This window comes from Aeromicrobium sp. YIM 150415 (assembly GCF_016918125.1).
Taxonomy (GTDB): Bacteria; Actinomycetota; Actinomycetes; order Propionibacteriales; family Nocardioidaceae; genus Aeromicrobium; species Aeromicrobium piscarium.
Genome location: NZ_JAERWM010000035.1, coordinates 1 through 19,823, shown reverse-complemented (window position 1 = coordinate 19,823; position 19,823 = coordinate 1). Strand labels below are relative to the sequence as shown.

Genomic DNA, 19,823 nt, shown 5'->3' with positions numbered 1-19,823 from the left:
CGCTAGGCTGGAACGACCATGGCTGAGTACATCCTGACACTGCGCAACGTCCGCAAGGCCCACGGCGACAAGGTCGTCCTCGACAATGTCACCCTCTCGTTCCTCCACGGCGCGAAGATCGGCGTCGTCGGTCCCAACGGCATGGGCAAGTCCACCCTGCTCAAGCTCATGGCCGGACTCGAGCAGCCCAATAACGGCGACCTCGTCCGTGACCCGGATGCCACCGTCGGCATGCTCCAGCAGGAGCCTCCGCTGACCGAGGGCAAGACGGTGCTGGAGAATGTCGAGGAGGCCGTCGGCGAGATCAAGGGCAAGCTCGATCGGTACAACCAGATCAGCGAGGAGCTCGCCGATCCCGATGCCGACTACGACACCCTGCTTGCCGAGATGGGTGAGCTGCAGACCGATCTCGACGCGAGCAACGCCTGGGAGCTGGACTCGCGCCTCGACCAGGCGATGGACGCGCTACGCTGCCCGCCGCCGGACACCCTCGTCGACCATCTCTCCGGTGGCGAGCGCCGTCGCGTGGCTCTGTGCAAGCTGCTGCTCCAGCAGCCCGACCTGCTGCTCCTCGACGAGCCCACCAACCACCTGGACGCCGAGTCCGTCCAGTGGCTCGAGGGTCACCTGAAGAACTACCCGGGCGCCGTCCTCGCCGTCACCCACGACCGGTACTTCCTCGACAACGTCGCCCAGTGGATCGCCGAGGTCGACCGCGGCCAGATCCACGGCTACGAGGGCAACTACTCCACCTATCTGGAGACCAAGAAGGATCGCCTCAAGATCGAAGGGCAGAAGGACGCCAAGCGCGCCAAGATGCTCGAGAAGGAACTCGAGTGGGTGCGGTCCAATGCCAAGGGCCGCCAGGCCAAGAGCAAGGCGCGTCTCGCCCGCTACGAGGAGCTCGCCGCGGAGGCCGAGAAGGCCCGCAAGATCGACACCACGGATATCAACATCCCTCCGGGACCACGCCTCGGCGATGTGGTGCTGGAGGCCAAGGGGCTCACCAAGGGCTTCGAGGGTCGCACACTGTGGGACGACATCTCGTTCTCGCTGCCGCGCGCGGGCATCGTCGGCATCGTCGGCCCCAATGGCGTCGGCAAGACGACGCTGTTCCGGATGATCACCGGCTCGGAGCAGCCCGATGCCGGCTCGCTCACCGTCGGCCAGACGGTCAAGATCAGCTATGCCGATCAGACCCGCGCCAATATCGACGCGAACAAGAACGTGTGGGAGGTCGTCTCGGAGGGCCTGGACTTCATCAAGGTCGCCAATTTCGAGATGAACAGCCGCGCCTATGTGGCGTCCTTCGGCTTCAAGGGCTCGGATCAGCAGAAGAAGGCCGGGGTGCTCTCCGGCGGTGAGCGCAATCGCCTGAACCTCGCCCTGACGCTCAAGCAGGGCGGCAATATGCTGCTGCTCGACGAGCCGACCAATGACCTGGACGTCGAGACCCTGTCGGCCCTCGAGGACGCACTGCTGGACTTCCCGGGCTGCGCCGTGGTCACCTCGCACGATCGCTGGTTCCTGGACCGCGTGGCGACCCACATCCTCGCGTGGGAGGGCACCGACGAGGAGCCGGGCAACTGGTTCTGGTTCGAGGGCAACTTCGCCTCCTATGAGGCCAACAAGGTCGAGCGCCTCGGCGCCGAGGCCGCCCGTCCCCACCGCGTCACGCACCGCCGTCTGACCCGCGACTGAGTCGTGAGGTGACCACAGCGGCGCATGCGCCGTCTGACCCGCGACTGAGTCGTGAGGTGACCACAGCGGCGCATGCGCCGTCTGACCCGCGACTGAACCTCCTCGCGACTGGGCGGTGAGTTACGCACCTCTCGCGTTCGTGGGCGGTGACTTGCGCACCTCTCGACCGTGCTGAGGGGTGCGTAGCCCACCGCCCCGACGCGCGAGGGGTGCGTAACTCACCGCTCGGGTGAGGGAGGCGATGTGCGGAGCGGGAGCGGAGGCCCGACCATGGCGGTATGGACGATCTGCATCGTTTCGTCGAGGCGCAGGACGACGGAGGCACGTACGAGCGTGCCGTCGCCGAACTGCGCACCGGTCGCAAGCGCACGCATTGGATGTGGTTCGTGTTCCCGCAGTTACTCGGACTGGGTTCCAGCCCGATGGCGCAGCGCTACGGCATCGCCTCGCTGGACGAGGCCCGCGAGTACCTCGCACATCGAGTGCTCGGACCGCGACTGCTCGAGGCGAGTGGGGTCGCCGCCGCGTTCGAGGGCGACCCGGTCGCGCTCCTGGGCCAGATCGACGCGCTGAAGCTGCGGTCCAGCATGACGCTATTCGAGCTGGCCGATCCTGCCGAACCCGTGTTCGCCACCGTGCTCGATCGGCTGTATGCCGGCGAGCGAGACGACCGCACCCTCGCGCTGCTGACCTGAACGGGCGCCCTCGACCGGACCGGCGGCGGTACATCCTCAACCTCATCAGGACGCGGTGAGGTTGATCGGCTACCGCCACGGAGGACGAGGGGTTGAGGACCTACCGCCACGGGAGAGGAGAGGTTGAAGGCCTACCGCTCGTGGGCGAGATCAGAAGGTGCGGCCGCCGAGCTGGGCGCTGATGCGTTCCATGATGCGGCCGAGCGCGGCGAACTCTTCGGGAGTGGAGTTGCCGAGCAGGTACGTGTGGACGCCGCGCACGTGCGTGTGCGCGGCATGGGCCAGGACGCCGAATCCGTGGTCGGTCAACGTGGCGGTGACGCCGCGTCCGTCAGTGCTGCACTGATCCCGTGCGACGATGCCCGCCTTCTCCAGGCGGGCGATGGTGTGGGTGATGCGGCTGCGCGAGTGAGCGACGAGGGCTGCGAGCTCGGCCATCCTGATGGAGCGTGCCGGAGCCTCCGAGAGGCGGACGAGGATCTCGTATTCCGACATCGACAGGCCGTGTTCTCGGCGCAGATCACGGTCCAGCTGATCCATGAGCACGGTCGAGCCGCCCAGGAAGGAACGCCAGATCTCCTGCTGCTGACGGGACAACCATGGGGTCTCGTTGACCTCGGTCAGTTCGAGGTCGGCGCTGCGCTCGCTCATGCCGTCACCGCCTGGAAGAAGAGCAGGGTAGTCCCCCAAGCACTCCGCTGCGCTCCGTGCAGGGCGGTCCCCCCACGATGGCGGCATTCGTCAGTGCTGATGGTTCGCTCGCTGCGCTCGCTCATGTGATCCAGTTTACGGGAGACAGCACTTGATTGAAAGTTAAACTAGTGGGTATCGTGTCACTCGTAGCCACCTCGGCTCCCGGATTTCTCGTTCTCAAGGAGACACCATGACCACCACCGTGACCCCCGGTACCTGGAAGCTCGACCCCACCCACACCGAGATCGGCTTCCAGGTGCGGCACATCATGAGCAAGGTCCGCGGCAAGTTCGACACCTTCGACGGCACCCTCGTCACCGCCCCGGACATCACGGCCTCGCGCGTCGAGGTCTCGGTCGACCTCAGCTCGATCAACACCGGCACCGCCGATCGCGATGCCCATCTGCGTTCCGCCGACTTCTTCGAGGTGGAGAGCTACCCGTCGATGACCTTCGTCAGCACGGATGTGCGGCAGAAGGACGACGAGGAGTTCGTGGTCACCGGCGACTTGAGCATCAAGGGCGTGACCAAGCCGCTCGAGCTCAAGGTCGAGTTCCTCGGCGAGGGCGGCGACCCGTGGGGCGGCACCCGCGTGGGCGTCGAGGCCAAGGGCGAGATCAGCCGCAAGGAGTTCGGCATCGACTTCAACATCCCCCTCGAGGGCGACAAGGTGATGATCGGCGACAAGATCATCCTGCAGATCGTCGCCGAGGCGGTGCTCCAGCCCGCCGAGTGACCTCTCGCGCTCCGCATCGAGCCCCCCGCAGGATCACCCTGCCGGGGGCTCGAATACATCTGGGCCGATCAGCGGCGCACGGCCAGGGGCTCGCTGAGCGGCAGCTCCCAGGGGAGCTCGCGGTGGGTAGCGAGCAGCTTGTCGAGGAGATCGGCGAGGTCCTGGGGCATCGGGGCGACACGTCGGGTGTTCAGGTCCACGAAGGCCTCGATGAACTCGCTGGTGCTGGCCACCTTGCCGGTCGTCCGGTCCGCGAGGATCGTCATGCCGTGGATGATCTTGTCGGACCGGTCGAGGAGGCGCCAGTGCACCGAGACATCGTGGCCGACGAGGATCTCGGAGGCGAAGCGGATGTACTGGGAGAGGCTGAAGGTCCCCTCGCCTCGCGCCGCCCTCTCCTCGTCCACTCCCAGCTCGTCGGCGAAGACGGCGTGCGCGCCCTCCATGTGCAGCGTGTAGTGGTGCCGGACGTTGACATGGCCGTTGAGATCCTCGAACTCGGGGGGCACGGTCCGGCGGTGGATGATGCCGAGCTCGTCGAGCTGCTCGATCGTGGGGGTATCGGTCACGGCAGTCTCCTCGGGGTCGTGACGGTGTGATGCCGGTCTCACGCGACCGAGGGTACCGCAGGTATTGACGTTGATGTCAAGGGGCGACGGCGCCGACCAGGGACATGGCCAGATCGGCATAGCGGAACCCCAGCGCCATCGGCGTGTGTGGTGACTCGTGGCGGTACCAGCGCGCGATGTCGATGCAGTTGGAGAGCAGGAGGATCTTCATCCACTCGATATCGGCGATTCGGAAGACCCCCTCGTCGACGCCGGCCTGCAGGATGCGCCGCATGTGGTCCTCGACCCCCCGGCGCAGCCGCCAGACATCGGCGAAACGCTGATCGTGGTGCAGGCGCATCTCGTACTCGATCGTGCGCGAGAACGTGTTCATCTCCGCGTTGAAGGTGGCGAAGGACGCCACGCCCATACGCAGCTTGCTGGCGGGATCGGCGACCAGTTCGGCCGGCTCGTTGAAGGCGCCCGTGGAGGTCTTGTGTCCCTCGAGTGCGATGTGATGGAAGAGCTCGACCTTGGATGTGAAGTGGATGTACACGGCGGCGGGGCTCATATCGGCTCGGGCGGCGATCGCCCGGGTGGAGGCTCCGTGGTAGCCCAGCTCGGCGAAGGCGAGGGTGGCGCCGATGAGGATCTTGCGCGACGGACCGGTGGCTCGGTCCGCCCAGTAACGCTCGATGGCGTCGACCGCCTGCGGCTCGAGTTCGAGTGACGCATTGGTGGTCGGCGTCCCGTCCGTGCTCATGGCCGTCATTCTCGCCGATCCTCGTTCGTCTGCCCGTCACGACCCGATGCCCGGGCTCGGTGCCGGGCCGCGATGTCGATCGGCGCATCGCGCCGTGGCATAAGCGTATGCTTAGCTTCCGCAGATCTCAATACAGCGAAGGGTAGTGGAAAGCATGGCCGATGTACGCGCGGAGATGTCCGCCTCAGTCTTCCGGATCGATGTGACCGAGGGGGCGGACGTGGTCGCCGGCGATGTCCTGGTGGTCCTCGAGTCGATGAAGATGGAAATCCCGGTCCTCGCCGAGGCGGCAGGGAAGGTCGAAGAACTGCTGGTAAATGAGGGCGATATCGTCGAAGAAGGGGCTCTTCTCGCGCGCATTCTCTGAGCATCTCTCCTGCGGCCGGCGATCTCTGAGGGGGTCGCCGGCCGAGTCCTCGAAAAAGTGCTTGCGCCGTGTGATGCGCATCACCTAGCATGGCTTCTCGCCGACCTAAGCGATCGCTTAGGTCATTCGTCAGCGAGAGGACGTGCCGTAGTGTCACCGATCTGGTCCGCGGAGATCGCCGAGCTCGAGCGTCGCCGTGCCATGGCCGACGAGCTCGGGGGACCCGAGAAGATCCACCGACAGCACGCGGCCGGTCGCAGCACCGTGACCGAGCGTGTCGCCGATCTGCTCGACGAGGGCAGTTTCGAGCAGATCGGCGGTCTCGCCGGCTTCCCGGACGAGACGGGCGGACGCATCGTCCCCACCAACTTCGTGTTCGGTGTCGGCACGATCGCGGGTCGGCGCGTCGCCGTCGGCGCGGACGACTTCACCGTCCGCGGCGGTGCCGCCGATGCCTCGATCATGGCCAAGCAGGTCGACTCCGAGCGACTGGCCGCCGCGTACCGGCTGCCGCTGATCCGGCTCGTCGAGGGGACCGGCGGTGGCGGCAGCGTGCGGATGCTGGAACAGTCCGGCTACACCTATGTGCCCGCCAATCCCGGATGGGACACGGTCGTCGACAACCTGTCGCTGGTGCCGGTGGTCGCCGCTTGCATGGGTCCGGTGGCGGGTCTCGGAGCGGCGCGGGTCGTGATGAGCCACTTCAGCGTGCTCATCGAGGGCTCCACCCAGCTCTTCGTCGCCGGGCCTCCGGTCGTGCGGCATGCGACCGGAGAGGATCTGGACAAGGAGCAGCTCGGCGGTGCCGAGGTGCATCGCCGCAGTGGTGCCGTCGATCAGATCGTTCCCGACGAGGCGTCCGCGCTCGACGCGATCCGAGGCTTCCTTTCGTACCTGCCGTCCAGCGTCCATGAGCTTCCTCCGGTCGTCGAGGGGCGCGAGGCGAGCGGTGACGCGGAGCATCTGGCGGACGTGGTGCCGCGCAGCCGCCGCCAGCCCTACCGGCTCCGTCCGGTGCTCGACGCGATCTTCGACGCGGGGTCGGTGTTCGACTACACGTGCTACTCCGGCTCGGTCTACACCGGACTGGCCAGGCTCGACGGGCACCCGGTCGGCGTCGTGGCCACCGATCCGTACAAGGGCGCGACGATGACGCCGAACGGCGCCGACGCCTTGACCCGTCTCGTCGACCTGTGCGAGACCTTCCACCTGCCGATCGTCAGTCTCACCGACCAGGCCGGCATGATGATCGGCCTCCAGGCCGAGAAGACGGCCTCCATCCGTCGTGGCGCCCGCGCGGTCGCGGCGGTCTACCAGGCCCGCGTGCCGATGGCCGAGATCATCGTCCGACGCGTGTTCGGGGTCGGCGGCGCGGGGCAGATCAACCGGCACCGGTACAACCGTCAATGGGCCTGGCCGTCCGGGGACTGGGGATCGCTGCCGGTCGAGGGTGGCATCGAGGCCGCCTACCGTGCCGATCTCGAGGCCTCGGACGATCCCGAGGCGATGCTGGCCGAGATCCGCGACCGTCTCGAGGCGGTGCGCTCTCCCTTCCGCACCGCGGAGCGCTACGGCGTACAGGACGTGATCGACCCGCGCCGCAGCCGCGAGCTGCTCACGAGCTGGGTGCGCGATGCCTATCGCGTCGTCCCCGAGCTCCTCGGACCCCCCTCCTTCGGAACGAGGCCCTGAGATGACCCCACCCATCCAGGAGCTCGAGTCGCTGCTCGAGTTCGACTTCCCGACCGCTGTGGCGGCCTTGGACCACCATGTGGCGGCCACGCCGGACCGGCTCGCGATCCACTACGGCGAGACCGGCGAGGATCTCAGCTACGGCCGGTTCGGTGCCCTCACCGATCACCTCGCGGGGCAGCTGAGCGCGGCCGGGATCGTCCCCGGCGACCGGGTCAGCGTTCTCACGGTCCGGCCGCTGGTGTCGACCCTCACGATGTACGGCCTCTGGAAGGCCGGCGCCGTCTACGCGCCTGTCAACTTCCAGTACGCCGGCGACCTCCTGGCCTATCAGCTGGGCGACACGGCCCCGGCACTGCTCATCGTCGACGTGGAACTGCTCGAGCGGGTCCGAGCCGTCGAGTCCCAGCTTGAGCATCCGCCCCGCGTGCTCGTCGTGGAGGACGCGATGGGCGGCGAGTTCGGTGAGCTGCTCCGACCGGCCGAGCGCCCGCAGGTCCAGGTCGCCTACGACGATCCGGCCAATGTCATCTACACCTCCGGGACGACCGGTCCGTCGAAGGGTGTCGTGCAGTCCCATCGGTGGATCAACGGCTACACCTGGATCGGACGCTCGATGCTGACCGGCGACGACGTCGTCTACAACGACCTGCCGATGTATCACGTCGGCGGCGCGCACTTCAATGTCGTCCGGGCCCTGTGGACCGGGGCGTCGGTCAGCCTGTGGGACCGGTTCAGTCCCTCGGACTTCTGGCGGCGGGTCCGCTCGACCGGTTGCACGACCGCGGTGCTGCTGGACGTCATGACGCCGTGGCTGCTGAACGCCGAGGCCCGGGACGACGACCGCCGCAATCCGCTCAACAAGGTGCACATGCAGCCGCTGCCGGCGAATCACCACGACTTCGCGGTGCGCTTCGGCATCGACTTCGTGACCTCCGGCTTCGGGCAGTCCGAGACCGGCGCGGCGCTGATGACGCTCACCGAGCAGACCGCCGAGGGCGAGGGCACGCCCGTCGAGCTGTACCGCGGCCGCGACCACGCCGCGCTCCGCGGAGTGTTCGAGGAGCACGGGCTGCCGGTGCTGGAGGGAGCGGACCCGATGCCCAAGGGGATCATGGGCATGCCGGCACCGTTCATGGAGGTCGTGGTCCTCGACGACCGCGACCGGGTGTGCCCCGACGGCGTCGTCGGTCAACTCGCGATGCGGCCCCGGCTGCCCGCCCTGATCTTCGACGAGTACCTGAAGAAGCCCGAGGCGACGGTCAAGGCCTGGCGCAACCTCTGGTTCCACACCGGCGATGCGGCGATCCGCCAGCCGGACGGTGTCTTCGTCTACGTGGATCGTCTCGGCGACCGGATCCGGGTGCGCGGAGAGAACATCTCCAGCTTCCACATCGAGGAGATCGTCGCCAAGCACCCCTCGGTTCAGTTGGCCGCCGTCGTGGCGGTGCCGAGCGCGGAGGGCGACGAGGACGACGTGATCGCCTTCGTCGAGCCGGCCGATGCCGCGAGCTTCGATGTCGACGTCCTCGCGCAGTACTGCCACGAGTCCATGCCCAAGTTCATGCGTCCGCGGGCCTTCGTGCCCGTGACGCAGATCCCCCGTACTCCCACCAACAAGATCGAAAAATACAAGCTGCGTCAGCAGTGGACGGAAGGACGTCAATCATGATGAGACGATCTCGCTGGGGAGCGCTCGCGGCCGCGACGCTGCTCGCCACGCTCACCGCGTGCGGCGGTGGTGGTGGCTCCTCGGACCAGGACAAGGACCTGAAGGTCGCGGCGGCCGCCGACGCGTCGTCGCTCGATCCCATCCGCGGCAACGCCGGAACCGACCACATGCTGCTCTACCCGATCTACGACACCTTGGTCTCCTTCGACTCCGGTCTGGAGGCCGAGCCGGGGTTGGCGGAGTCGTGGGAACAGGTCTCGCCCACCGAGCTGAGCCTGACGCTGCGTGAGGGCGTCACGTTCCACGATGGCGAGCCCCTGGACGCCGAAGCCGTCAAGTACAACCTCGATCGGGCGATGGGGGAGGGCTCGAATATCCAGGCCGATCTCGCCGCCGTGAGCGAGGTGCGGGTCGACGACGAGCAGACGGTGACGCTGGTGCTGGACCACCCGGACGCGTCGCTCCTTCTCGTGCTGGCCGACCGGGCCGGCATGATGGTCTCGCCCAAGGCCGCGGACGAGGCCGGTGGGGACCTGAGCACCCAGCCGGTCGGCGCGGGCGGATGGTCCTTCGTGGAGTGGCGTCGTGGCGATTCGCTCAAGGTCGAGCGCTTCGACGACTACTGGGACACCGATGTCGACCGGGTCGCCGGGATCACCTTCAACATCATCCCCGACCCGAAGACCCGGGTGACCTCGCTGCGATCAGGACAACAGGACGTGGCGATGGAGGTCGCACCCTCGGACGCGGACTCGCTCGAAGGGGCGAGCGGCGTGACGCTGGACCAGTCGCCCCGCGTCAATCTGCACCAGGTCTATCTGAACCGCGCCTCCGAGGAGCTGGGCGACCCACAGGTCCGCCGGGCGCTGTCGCTGGCGATCGACCGCGACGTGGTGCTCAAGAGCGGCTACTTCGATCGCGGCAGCGTCGCCTACGGAGCGCTTCCCGACGGCTACTGGGCGGAGCCCCCGGAGTCGGTGGTCTACGAGCACGACCCGCAGGAGGCGGAGCGCCTGCTGGCCGAGGCCGGGGTGTCGGGGCTGTCCTTCGACATGATCGTCAACGCCGATTCCCAGACGACGCGCGTCGGCGAGATCCTCAAGGAGCAGTGGGCTGAGATCGGCGTCACCGTCAACCTCATCCCACGCGAGATCGTGCAGGCGACCAACGACTACTTCAACGACCGCAAGGCTCCGGCGTTGCTGTCGCAGTGGACGGGTCGGCCCGATCCGGCGATGACGTACCGGCTGATGTTCTCCGCCGAGGGGTACTTCAACACCTCCGACGAGGCCGTCCCGGGCATCGACGAGGCACTGGCACAGGCCGACGAGTCGGTGGAGCCGTCCGAACGCGTGCCGGGCTTCGAGGCGGCCGCCGAGGCGGTCTACGCCGACACGCCCTTCTTCCCGCTGGCCTTCCAGGACTCGCTGATCGGTCTGCGCGACGACGTCCAGGGCTTCGAGTCCAATCTGCTGGGCAAGCCGAAGTTCCTCGGCGTGTCCTTCGGCTGAACAGGGTGAGGGAGGTGACCACGGTGCCGGTGCTCAATGTCCAGGGACTCGAGGTGTTCTTCGGCCACGGCGAGGAGCGCGTGCAGGCATTGCACGATGTCAGCTTCACGATCGAGCGCGGTGAGATCGTCGGGCTGGTCGGCGAGAGCGGCAGCGGCAAGACCGTCACCTCCCTCGCCCTGATGGGCCTGATCGATCCCCGGTCCTCGCGGATCGAGGGTCAGGCCGAGCTCGACGGCACGCGGCTCTGGGACGACGCCAACCGGCGCCGGCCCCAGGCCGAGGTGCCGATGGCGATGGTCTTCCAGGAGCCGATGACGGCGCTGGATCCGGTGTTCTCGGTCGGGTATCAGCTGATCGAGACCTTGCGACTGCGCCAGGGGCTCTCGAAGGCGCGAGCGCGGGCAGCTGCGCTGGAGCTCTTGGACGCGGTGGGGATCTCCGATCCGCGAGCCCGTCTGCGGGCGTACCCACATGAGCTGTCCGGCGGAATGCGGCAACGCGTGATGATCGCGATCGCGCTGGCCTGTGCCCCGCAGCTGCTGATCGCCGACGAGCCCACCACGGCGGTCGACGTGACGATCCAGGCGCAGTTACTGGAGCTGATCAAGGGCATCGCCGCCGACCGGGGGATGTCGGTGCTGTTCGTGACCCACGATCTCGGCGTCGTGGCCGAGACCTGCGACCGGATGATCACGATGTACGCCGGCCGCATCGTCGAGCGGGGGCCGGTCGGCGAGGTGCTGGCTGCACCCGCGCATCCGTACACCTCCGGTCTGCTCGCGGCGCTGCCGTCGCCGCAGCACCGCGATCGGCGGCTGGCCACCATCCCCGGACGCGTCCCGCCGCCGGGCGAGCGGATCACCGGCTGTGTGTTCGCGCCGCGGTGTCAGCACCGCGCCGATATCTGCGCCGAGCCGGTCGAGCTGGGCCCCTTCAGCGCGGCCCGAGAGGTGCGCTGCGTGCGCGCGCACGAGATCCACACGACAGGAGCCGACACATGACCAGCCCACCGCTGTTCTCCCTCGAATCGGTCTCGGTCCGCTTCCCGGTCGGACGGCGCCGTCACGTCACCGCGGTCGACCGGGTCAGCCTCGACCTCTTCGAGGGCGAGACGCTCGGCCTCATCGGCGAGAGCGGCTCGGGCAAGTCCACCGTGGCCCGTGCGGCGATCGGCCTGGCCCCGGTCAGTGCCGGAACCGTGCGCTGGCGGGGCCAGGACGTGGCATCGTTCGCCGGCAAGGAACGCCGACGCTTCACCGAATCGGTGCAGATGGTGTTCCAGGACCCGCACAGCGCCCTGGACCCGAGACGCACGATCCTGCAGAGCGTGCGCGAGCCGCTCGACGTCATGCGCCGCGGTGAGAAGCGCGAGCGTGAGCAGATCGCCGTCAAGGCGCTGGAGGACGTCGGGTTGTCCGCCCAGTTCCTGACCCGGTACCCGCATCAGCTCAGCGGTGGGCAGAAGCAGCGCGTCAACATCGCCCGGGCCCTGGTCACCGACCCCAAGGTGCTGATCTGCGACGAGTCGGTGGCCGCCCTGGACGTGGCGCTGCAGGCCGAGATCCTCAATCTGCTGCAGGACCTGAAGGCCGAATACGAGCTCACCGTGCTGTTCATCAGCCACGACCTGAGTGTCGTCAGCCACCTGGCCGACCGGATCTGCGTCATGTACCTCGGCCGGATCGTGGAGCAGGCCACGACACCCTCGCTCGTCGACCGGAGTCTCCATCCGTACAGCGAGGCGCTGCTCTCGGCGCAGCCGCTCGTGCACCAGAGCTCCGCCCACCGGCGCATCGTGCTCTCGGGGGACATCCCCAGTCCCCTCTCTCCGCCACCGGGATGCCGGTTCAGCACCAGGTGCCCGCACGTGATCGACAGCTGCCGGTCCACGGTGCCCGAGCTCGCCGAGGTCGGGCACGGACACGACTCGGCGTGCCTGCGCACGGCTGAGCTCTACGGTCGCGAGCGGCCGGTCGGCCGGGAGGCATCATGAGGATCCTGCGCGTCGTCGGCACGAGCGTGCTGTCGGCGATCCCCACCCTCATCCTGGCGACCCTCATCGTCTTCCTGCTCCAACGGCTGATCCCCGGCGACCCGGCCGTCGCGATCGCCGGAGACTACGCGACACCGGAGAACCTGGCGCGGATCCGTGAGGACCTGGGCCTGGACGGCTCCCTCGTCACCCAGTACCTCACCTGGATATCCGGGGCCCTCACCGGAGACCTCGGCACGTCGTATCAGACGGGCGAGTCGATCACGGCGCTCATCGGGCAGCGCCTGCCGCTCACGCTGATCCTCATGCTCTTCGCCCTCATCGTGGCGATCGCGATCGGGCTGCCGCTCGGCGTGATGGCCGCGCAGAAGGTGGACACGACCTTCGACCGTTTCCTCACCACCTCGGCGACCTTCGGCATCGCGATCCCCAATTTCTGGCTCGGGATGATGCTCATCATCGTCTTCGCACTGAATCTCGGCTGGTTCCCCGGCCCGGGGGGAGCCAGCCTGGCCGAGGATCCCGCGCAGGCCCTCCGGGGCCTGGTGCTGCCGGCGATCGCGCTCGGTCTCGTTGGCGGTGCGGAGATCTGCCGGCAGGTCCGCAGCGCGATGGTGGAGAGCCTCAGCACCGACTACGTGCGCACGCACCGCGCGAAAGGCCTCTCGACGGCGAGCATCGTGTGGAAGCACGCCCTGAAGAACTCCAGCCTGCCGTTCGCCACGATCCTCGGCATCCAGGTCTCGCGGCTCATCGGCAGCGCCGTCGTGGTCGAGGCCGTCTTCGGGCTGTCGGGTATCGGCTCGCTCGCCGTCGAAGCGACCAACCAGCGCGACTACGGCGTGATCCAGGCGGTCGTCTTCGTCGCGGCCATGATCATCCTGTTGACGAACCTCATCGTCGACGTGTCCTACCGGCTTCTCGATCCGAGGATCTCCTGATGTCCGTCATCGCCTCACGTGTCCAGGGCACCACGGCTCGCCGCCGCGCCGGCCGGTTCTCGGTGTGGGTCAGCTACGCCATCTTGGCGGCGGTCGCCCTCGTGGTGGTCTTCGCCGGTGTGCTGTCGCCCTCGTCGCCCACGGCGCAGAACCTCAACGACATCCTGTTGCCCATGAGCGGCGCGCATCCGCTCGGCACCGACGATCTCGGGCGCGACGTGCTCAGCCGGATGCTGCACGGCACTCGTGTCTCCGTCCTCGCGGCGATGCTGGCCGTGGGGATCGCGCTGGTCGTCGGCCTGCCGATCGGCATCGCGGCCGGGTGGGGCAATCGCTGGCTGGACGTCGGCATCATGCGGGTGGTCGACGCCGTCATGTCCTTCCCCGCGATCGTGCTGGCCATCGGGATCACGGCCACCATGGGTCCGAATATCACCAATGCGATGATCGCGGTGGGCGTCGTCCTCGCTCCGGCGATCATCCGCCTGGCGCGGGCCCAGACGATGACGATCCGTTCCGAGACCTATATCGAGGCGGCGCGATCCTTCGGCGCATCGGGCCTGCGACGGATGGTCCTGCCGCATGTGCTGCCGAACATCATCCAGCCGATCCTCGTGCAGGTCGCCGTGCTCATGGGCTTCGCGCTGATCGCGGAGGCCAGCCTGAGCTTCCTGCAGCTGGGAGTGCAGCCGCCGAACGCCTCGTGGGGTGCGGTGCTCGCCCGGTCGTACACGTTCCTGGACCAGGCGCCGATGCAGATCTTCATCCCGGGCCTGGCGATCGCGGCGACGGTCTTCGCCTGCAACATCATCGGCGATGAGATCCAGCGCCTCCTCGACCCGAAACGGAAGTGACCATGAGCGAGCGCAGCGAGCGAACGATGGGGGTTCTCATGTCGGCATCGGCGTATCGTGTTCGTCTTCAGGCGGTGTCGACATGAGCGAGCGCAGCGAGCGAACGATGGGGGTTCTCATGTCGGCATCGGCGTATCGTGTTCTTCTTCAGGCGGTGTCGACATGACCGTGCTGTTCATCGCCAACCGCGGTGAGATCGCCGCCCGTATCGAACGCACCGCCCGGACTCTGGGGCTGCGGTGCGCGGTCGGGAGCCCCGAGGTCGATGCCGGGCTGCCCTATGTCGAGGAGGCCGACATCGTTGTGCCGCTGGACTCGCCGCGGGCCTTCGGCGATGTGGAGGCGATGGTCGCCGCGGCGGTGGCCGCCGGTGCGGAGCTGGTGCACCCCGGATACGGCTTCCTCTCGGAGAACCCCGACTTCGCGCGGGCGGTCGCGCAGGCGGGCATGACCTTCGTCGGCCCCTCGGCCGAAGTTATCGCCTCGATGGGAGACAAGGCCAACGCGCGCCGGCTCGCGCAGGCATCCGGTGTCCCGGTGACACCGGGCTCGCCGGGGCCGGTCGAGAGCCTGGAGGAGGCCCACGGGGTCGCCCAGGCCATCGGCTTCCCGCTGATGGTCAAGGCGGTGGCCGGCGGGGGAGGTATCGCGATGGCGGTGGTGGCCGAGGAGGCCGGCCTGGCCGCAGCGGTCGAGCAGGTCGCCGGACGCGGTCGTTCCGTCTTCGGCGATGGGCGCATGATCGTCGAGCGCTATGTCGAGCGGTCACGACACATCGAGGCGCAGATCATGGGCCTGCCCGACGGCCGGGTGATCGCGTTGGGCGAGCGGGACTGCTCGGTTCAGCGCCGGCATCAGAAGGTCGTCGAGGAGAGCCCGTCGCCCGCGCTCACACCGGCGGTGCGCGAGCAGGTCGCACGCCAGGCCGTCGCTCTCGGCGAGGCCGTCGGGTATCGCAATGCCGGCACGGTGGAGTTCATCTACGACGTCGACCGCGAGGAGTTCTACTTCCTGGAGATGAACACCCGTCTGCAGGTCGAGCATCCGGTGACCGAGGCGGTCCACGGGGTCGACCTGGTGGCATGGCAGCTCGCCGTGGCCCGAGGGGACAGCGAGATCCCGGAGGGCTTCTCCGCGACCCCGAATGGACATGCGATCGAGCTGCGGATCTACGCCGAGGATCCCGAGCGTTTCCTGCCCAGGCCCGGGACGGTCACCCGCTGGCAGATGCCATCGGGCGCGGGGGTCCGAGTCGATGCCGGCTACCGCGAGGGCACGGCCGTGACCCCCTTCTTCGATCCGCTGATGGCCAAGATGATCGTGTGGGGGGCCACCCGTGAGGAAGCGCTGGAGCGGACCCGGAAGGCGGCGGCAGAGATGGCCGTCGAGGGGCCGGGGGTGAATCTGCCGTATCTAGTGCGGGTGCTGGACAGCGAGCCCTTCGCGACCGGGGACTACATCACCGGGCTGGTGGTCGACGAACGAGACGGGTGACGCAGGCTCACGTTCGGGCGCGGGGTGTCGAGCAGCTCGCCCGCCTGGGAGGAGCGCTAGCGACGACTGTGAGCGAAGCGAGGCGGGATACGTAAGTCTGCAAGCTCACGTATCTCGCCTCGCCCGCTCGTTCCTCGCGGGCTCACGTTCGGGCGCGGGGCGCCCTCACTGGCGAGCGATACGCACGCTCCCGAGAGTCCACCTCAGCGGCGGGCGACCATGCGGATGGCGAGTCTCGCGTGGAGCTCGGCCATCTGATCGGGCGTGGTCGGTCCGTCGGGGGAGTACCAGCGCACGAGGTCGATGCTGATCGACAGCAGCGCCAGCGCCGTGCCCTTGAGATCCTCGGCGTCGACCACACCTGCGGCCACGCCCTCGGCCAGGGCGTTCTGCATCTCGCGCTCGATGCCGCGGCGGTACTCCGCGATCTCGCGACGGTGTTCGGGCGTCAGTGCGTGGAACTCGTACTGCACGATCCGTCCGACCCGGCTGTTGACCGCGTGCCAGCGGCTGAACTCGCTCACCATGTGACCGATCCGCGCGACCGGGTCGGTGCGGGCGGCGGCGGCCTCGCGGATGCGGGCGAGCGCGGCGAGGTGGCCACGGTGACTCACCTCGAAGAGGAGCTCCTCCTTGGTGGCGTGGTGGACGTACACCGCCGCGGGGCTCATCCCGGCGCGTGAGGCGATGTCGCGAGTGGTGGTGGCGGCGAAGCCCTTCTGGGCGAAGGCCTCGACGGCGGCCTCGATCAGCCGCTCGCGCGTCGCGGCCGATCGCGAGCGTGACGAGGGGGCTTCAGCGGTCATGGTGGACATCATCTCCCAGGGATGGCATGCTAAGCAAGCGCTTAGTAACCCCATCGCGAAAGAGCCCCATGAAGCGAACTATCTACACCGACGACCACGAGGCGTTCCGCGAGTCGTGCGCCGCCTTCCTCTCCAAGAAGGTGCAACCGCACGTCGAGGAACACCTGGCCGGCAAGGGCCTTCCCCGTGACTTCTGGACCGCCGCGGGGGCCGAGGGCTTCCTCGGTCTGGAGATCCCCGAGGAGTTCGGCGGTGCCGATGCCCAGGACTACCGGTTCAACGCCGTGTGGGCCGAGGAGCTGAGCAAGCTGAACGCCTCGATCTCCTCGTGTGTCGGGATCCACGCCGACATCGTCGTGCCCTACATCGTCGACCTCGGCACCGAGGAGCAGAAGCAGCGCTGGCTCCCCGGCTGCGCCAGCGGCGACATCGTCACCGCCATCGGCATGACTGAGCCCTCGGGCGGCTCGGATCTCGCCGGCCTGAAGACCACGGCCGTGCGTGACGGCGACGAGTGGGTCATCAACGGCTCCAAGACCTTCATCACCAACGGTTACTCGGCCGACCTCATCGTGACCGCCGTGCGTACCGACCCCAGCAAGGGCGCCCGCGGCATCACCCTGTTCGGCATCGAGGCCGGCGACGCGGGCTTCAGCCGCGGTCGCAAGCTCGACAAGGTCGGCCAGGAGGAGTCCGACACCGCCGAGCTGTTCTTCGAGGACCTGCGCCTCGGCGACGATCGCGTGATCGGCGAGCTCGGCGACGGCTTCATCTCGATGATGAAGAAGCTGCCCCAGGAGCGTCTGGGCGCCGCGGTCTCCAATATCGCCCACGCCAAGCAGATCCTCGCCGAGACCATCCAGTACTGCCACGATCGCAAGGCCTTCGGCCAGTCGATCGGCTCGCTGCAGCACAACAAGTTCCTGCTGGCCGAGCTCGTCACCAAGATCGAGGTCGCCGAGGCGTACACCGATCAGGCCGTGCTCGCGCACAGCGAGGGCCAGCTCACCGCCATCGACGCAGCCAAGGCCAAGTGGTGGAGCGCCGACGTGCAGAACGACGTGCTCGACCACTGCGTGCAGCTGCACGGTGGGTACGGCTTCATGAACGAATACCGCGTCGCCCGTGCCTGGCGCGACGCCCGCGTGACCAAGATCTGGGCCGGTTCCAACGAGATCATGAAGGAACTCATCGGCCGCGACCTCGGTTTCTGAGAACTCCGTCTCCACAGAAAGGGACAACTGATGCCCGAAGCAGTCATCGTCTCCACCGCGCGCTCGCCGATCGGGCGCGCCGGCAAGGGATCGCTCAAGGACATGCGACCCGATGACCTGACCGTCCAGATGGTCGAGGCCGCGCTCGCGAAGGTGCCCGAGCTCGACCGTCGCGACATCGTCGACCTCATCTGCGGTATCGGCCAGCCCGCGGGCGAGGCCGGTCACAACATCGCTCGCGCGGTCTCCGTGCTCGCCGGCATGGATCACCTGCCCGGCACCTCGGTCAACCGCTACTGCTCCTCGTCGCTGCAGAGCACACGGATGGCCTTCCACGCGATCAAGGCCGGCGAGGGCGATGTCTTCATCTCGGCCGGTGTCGAGACCGTGAGCCGGTTCGCCAACGGCTTCGCCGACGTGCCGGGAACCGAGAACCCGCTCTTCGACGAGGCCCGCGCTCGTACCGCCGCGCGTGCCGAGGGCGGCGCCGACACGTGGACCGACCCGCGCCAGAACGGCGACCTGCCGGACCTCTACATCGCCATGGGGCAGACCGCCGAGAACGTCGCCCAGCACCTCGGCATGAGCCGCGAGGAGCAGGACGAGTTCGGCGTCCGCAGCCAGAACCTCGCCGAGGAGGGTATCGCGAACGGCTTCTGGGCCAAGGACATCACGCCCGTGACCCTGCCCGACGGCACCGTGGTCTCCGCCGACGACGGACCCCGTGCGGGCGTCACGATGGAGGCGGTCAGCAAGCTGAAGCCCGTCTTCCGTCCCGACGGCACCGTCACCGCCGGCAACGCCTGCCCGCTCAACGACGGAGCCGCCGCGCTCGTGATCATGAGCGACACCAAGGCCAAGGAGCTCGGTCTGACCCCGCTCGCGCGGATCGTCTCGACCGCGGTGACCGGCCTCTCGCCCGAGATCATGGGTCTCGGCCCGGTCGAGGCCATCCCGGCCGCGTTGCGCCACGCGGGCATGTCGCTGGACCAGATCGACCTGTTCGAGATCAACGAGGCCTTCGCCGTCCAGGCGTGGGGCTCGGCCAAGCAGCTCGGCATCCCGCTGGAGAAGCTCAACGTCAACGGCGGTGCCATCGCCGTGGGCCACCCCTTCGGCATGACCGGCGCGCGCATCACCTCGACGCTCATCAACTCGCTGCAGTGGCATGACAAGCAGTTCGGCGTCGAGTCGATGTGCGTCGGCGGCGGCATGGGCATGGCCATGGTGCTGGAGAGGCTCAGCTGATGACGGGGCGCTTCGACGGCAAGGTCGCGATCGTCACCGGCGCCAGCCGGGGGATCGGTCTCGGCGTCGCCGAGAGGCTCGTCGCGGAGGGGGCCAAGGTCCTCATCACGGCGCGCAAGGAGGACGCCCTCAAGGAGGCTGTCGCCCACCTGGGTGAGGAGAACGCGACCTTCGTCGCGGGTGCCGCCGATGTGTCCGAGCACCAGGACGAGGCGATCGCCACCGCGATCGACCGGTTCGGTGGGCTCGACTTCCTGGTCAACAACACCGGCATCAACCCGGTGTACGGCCGGACCGTCGAGATCGACCTCGCCGCCGCGCAGAAGATCCTGACCGTGAACGTCCTGGCGGCGACGGCGTGGGCCCAGAAGGCCTATGCCGCGTCCCTCGGCAAGAACGGCGGCGCGATCGTCAACATCGCCTCGGTCGCCGGGCTGAAGCCGTCGCCGATGATCGGTATGTACGGGGTGTCCAAGGCCGCGGTCATCCGGCTCACGCAGGAGCTCGCCGTCGAGCTGGCTCCCGCTATCCGGGTCAACGCGGTCTCCCCGGCGGTCGTCAAGACCAGGTTCGCCGGCGCACTGTACGAGGGCCGCGAGGAGGAGGTCGCCTCCGCGTATCCGATGAAGCGTCTCGGTGTCCCCGAGGACATCGCCGCCGCGGTCGCCTTCCTGCTGTCGGACGATGCCGGCTGGATCACCGGCCAGAACATCACCCTCGACGGCGGTCTCACCCTCACCGGCGGGGTCTGATCCCTCGCCCGAGCGGTGGGCGGTGAGTTATCACGCACCTGAATGGTGGGCGGTGAGTTATCCCGTACTACGCGCCCCGAAGTACGGGATAGCTCACCGACCGGCCCGCCGCAGCCGTACCGAGTCTCGGGTAGTGGGGG

At 68.1% G+C, this 19,823-nt stretch carries 19 protein-coding genes; 15 read left to right on the top strand and 4 right to left on the bottom strand.

All coding sequences use genetic code 11. The features are described from left to right. Positions 1 to 18 precede the first annotated feature (18 nt). Positions 19 to 1,701, top strand: coding sequence for an energy-dependent translational throttle protein EttA (ettA, locus tag JL108_RS19060; protein ID WP_143912978.1), 1,683 nt, complete (start codon positions 19 to 21; stop codon positions 1,699 to 1,701). A 278-nt stretch (positions 1,702 to 1,979) separates the two neighbouring features. Then, positions 1,980 to 2,396 carry a DUF1810 domain-containing protein gene (locus JL108_RS19055; RefSeq protein ID WP_205199682.1) on the top strand — a complete coding sequence of 139 codons (417 nt, stop codon included), beginning with the start codon at positions 1,980 to 1,982 and terminating at the stop codon, positions 2,394 to 2,396. A gap of 150 nt (positions 2,397 to 2,546) precedes the next feature. Here the strand turns inward: JL108_RS19055 and JL108_RS19050 are convergent, their stop codons facing one another. Next, a complete protein-coding gene (locus JL108_RS19050; RefSeq protein WP_205199681.1) occupies positions 2,547 to 3,047 on the bottom strand; it encodes a MarR family winged helix-turn-helix transcriptional regulator in 501 nt (166 codons plus the stop codon). A gap of 232 nt (positions 3,048 to 3,279) precedes the next feature. Here JL108_RS19050 and JL108_RS19045 point away from each other — a divergent pair, with 232 nt between their 5' ends. Then, entirely contained in the window at positions 3,280 to 3,825 is a 546-nt protein-coding gene (locus JL108_RS19045) for a YceI family protein (protein WP_205199680.1), read from the top strand. A 68-nt stretch (positions 3,826 to 3,893) separates the two neighbouring features. On the opposite strand, the gene JL108_RS20345 is transcribed toward JL108_RS19045, so the two are convergent. Then, positions 3,894 to 4,394 (bottom strand): thioesterase family protein, encoded by a 501-nt coding sequence (locus tag JL108_RS20345; RefSeq protein WP_205199679.1) that lies wholly within the window; start codon positions 4,392 to 4,394, stop codon positions 3,894 to 3,896. A 76-nt stretch (positions 4,395 to 4,470) separates the two neighbouring features. Next, complete coding sequence (locus JL108_RS19035) at positions 4,471 to 5,136, bottom strand: TetR/AcrR family transcriptional regulator (RefSeq protein WP_205199678.1); 666 nt, start codon at positions 5,134 to 5,136, stop codon at positions 4,471 to 4,473. 154 nt (positions 5,137 to 5,290) lie between these two features. Here JL108_RS19035 and JL108_RS19030 point away from each other — a divergent pair, with 154 nt between their 5' ends. From JL108_RS19030 to JL108_RS18990, 9 genes are all read left to right on the top strand, one after another. Next, the gene (locus tag JL108_RS19030) at positions 5,291 to 5,503 is read left to right on the top strand and encodes a biotin/lipoyl-binding carrier protein (RefSeq protein WP_143912972.1); all 213 of its coding nucleotides are present in this window, start codon (positions 5,291 to 5,293) and stop codon (positions 5,501 to 5,503) included. Between the two features lie 150 nt (positions 5,504 to 5,653). Beyond that, positions 5,654 to 7,195: a carboxyl transferase domain-containing protein gene (locus JL108_RS19025; protein ID WP_307837329.1), complete on the top strand. Its 1,542-nt coding sequence runs from the start codon at positions 5,654 to 5,656 to the stop codon at positions 7,193 to 7,195. 1 nt (position 7,196) lies between these two features. Further along, complete coding sequence (locus JL108_RS19020) at positions 7,197 to 8,867, top strand: class I adenylate-forming enzyme family protein (protein WP_205199677.1); 1,671 nt, start codon at positions 7,197 to 7,199, stop codon at positions 8,865 to 8,867. Further along, entirely contained in the window at positions 8,864 to 10,378 is a 1,515-nt protein-coding gene (locus JL108_RS19015; protein ID WP_205199676.1) for an ABC transporter substrate-binding protein, read from the top strand. The genes JL108_RS19020 and JL108_RS19015 overlap by 4 nt, the downstream gene beginning before the upstream one ends. A gap of 14 nt (positions 10,379 to 10,392) precedes the next feature. After that, positions 10,393 to 11,382 carry an ABC transporter ATP-binding protein gene (locus JL108_RS19010; protein WP_205199675.1) on the top strand — a complete coding sequence of 330 codons (990 nt, stop codon included), beginning with the start codon at positions 10,393 to 10,395 and terminating at the stop codon, positions 11,380 to 11,382. Continuing rightward, positions 11,379 to 12,374, top strand: a complete 996-nt coding sequence (locus tag JL108_RS19005; protein ID WP_205199674.1) for an ABC transporter ATP-binding protein — start codon at positions 11,379 to 11,381, stop codon at positions 12,372 to 12,374. The genes JL108_RS19010 and JL108_RS19005 overlap by 4 nt, the downstream gene beginning before the upstream one ends. Continuing rightward, the gene (locus tag JL108_RS19000; protein WP_143912968.1) at positions 12,371 to 13,315 is read left to right on the top strand and encodes an ABC transporter permease; all 945 of its coding nucleotides are present in this window, start codon (positions 12,371 to 12,373) and stop codon (positions 13,313 to 13,315) included. Before JL108_RS19005 ends, JL108_RS19000 begins: the two co-directional genes overlap by 4 nt. Further along, positions 13,315 to 14,169, top strand: a complete 855-nt coding sequence (locus JL108_RS18995) for an ABC transporter permease (protein WP_143912967.1) — start codon at positions 13,315 to 13,317, stop codon at positions 14,167 to 14,169. The genes JL108_RS19000 and JL108_RS18995 overlap by 1 nt, the downstream gene beginning before the upstream one ends. Positions 14,170 to 14,331: 162 nt before the next feature. Continuing rightward, positions 14,332 to 15,663: an acetyl/propionyl/methylcrotonyl-CoA carboxylase subunit alpha gene (locus JL108_RS18990; RefSeq protein WP_205199673.1), complete on the top strand. Its 1,332-nt coding sequence runs from the start codon at positions 14,332 to 14,334 to the stop codon at positions 15,661 to 15,663. Between the two features lie 203 nt (positions 15,664 to 15,866). Here the strand turns inward: JL108_RS18990 and JL108_RS18985 are convergent, their stop codons facing one another. Further along, positions 15,867 to 16,469, bottom strand: coding sequence for a TetR/AcrR family transcriptional regulator (locus JL108_RS18985; RefSeq protein ID WP_205199672.1), 603 nt, complete (start codon positions 16,467 to 16,469; stop codon positions 15,867 to 15,869). 68 nt (positions 16,470 to 16,537) lie between these two features. On the opposite strand from JL108_RS18985, the gene JL108_RS18980 reads away from it, so the two are divergent. From JL108_RS18980 to JL108_RS18970, 3 genes are read left to right on the top strand one after another with little or no spacing between them, the layout of a single operon-like run. Beyond that, entirely contained in the window at positions 16,538 to 17,683 is a 1,146-nt protein-coding gene (locus JL108_RS18980; protein WP_205199671.1) for an acyl-CoA dehydrogenase family protein, read from the top strand. A gap of 30 nt (positions 17,684 to 17,713) precedes the next feature. Beyond that, on the top strand, positions 17,714 to 18,931 hold the full coding sequence (locus JL108_RS18975) for an acetyl-CoA C-acetyltransferase (protein WP_143912963.1): 1,218 nt from the start codon (positions 17,714 to 17,716) through the stop codon (positions 18,929 to 18,931). Next, positions 18,931 to 19,683 (top strand): SDR family oxidoreductase, encoded by a 753-nt coding sequence (locus JL108_RS18970; RefSeq protein WP_205199670.1) that lies wholly within the window; start codon positions 18,931 to 18,933, stop codon positions 19,681 to 19,683. Before JL108_RS18975 ends, JL108_RS18970 begins: the two co-directional genes overlap by 1 nt. Positions 19,684 to 19,823 lie beyond the last annotated feature (140 nt).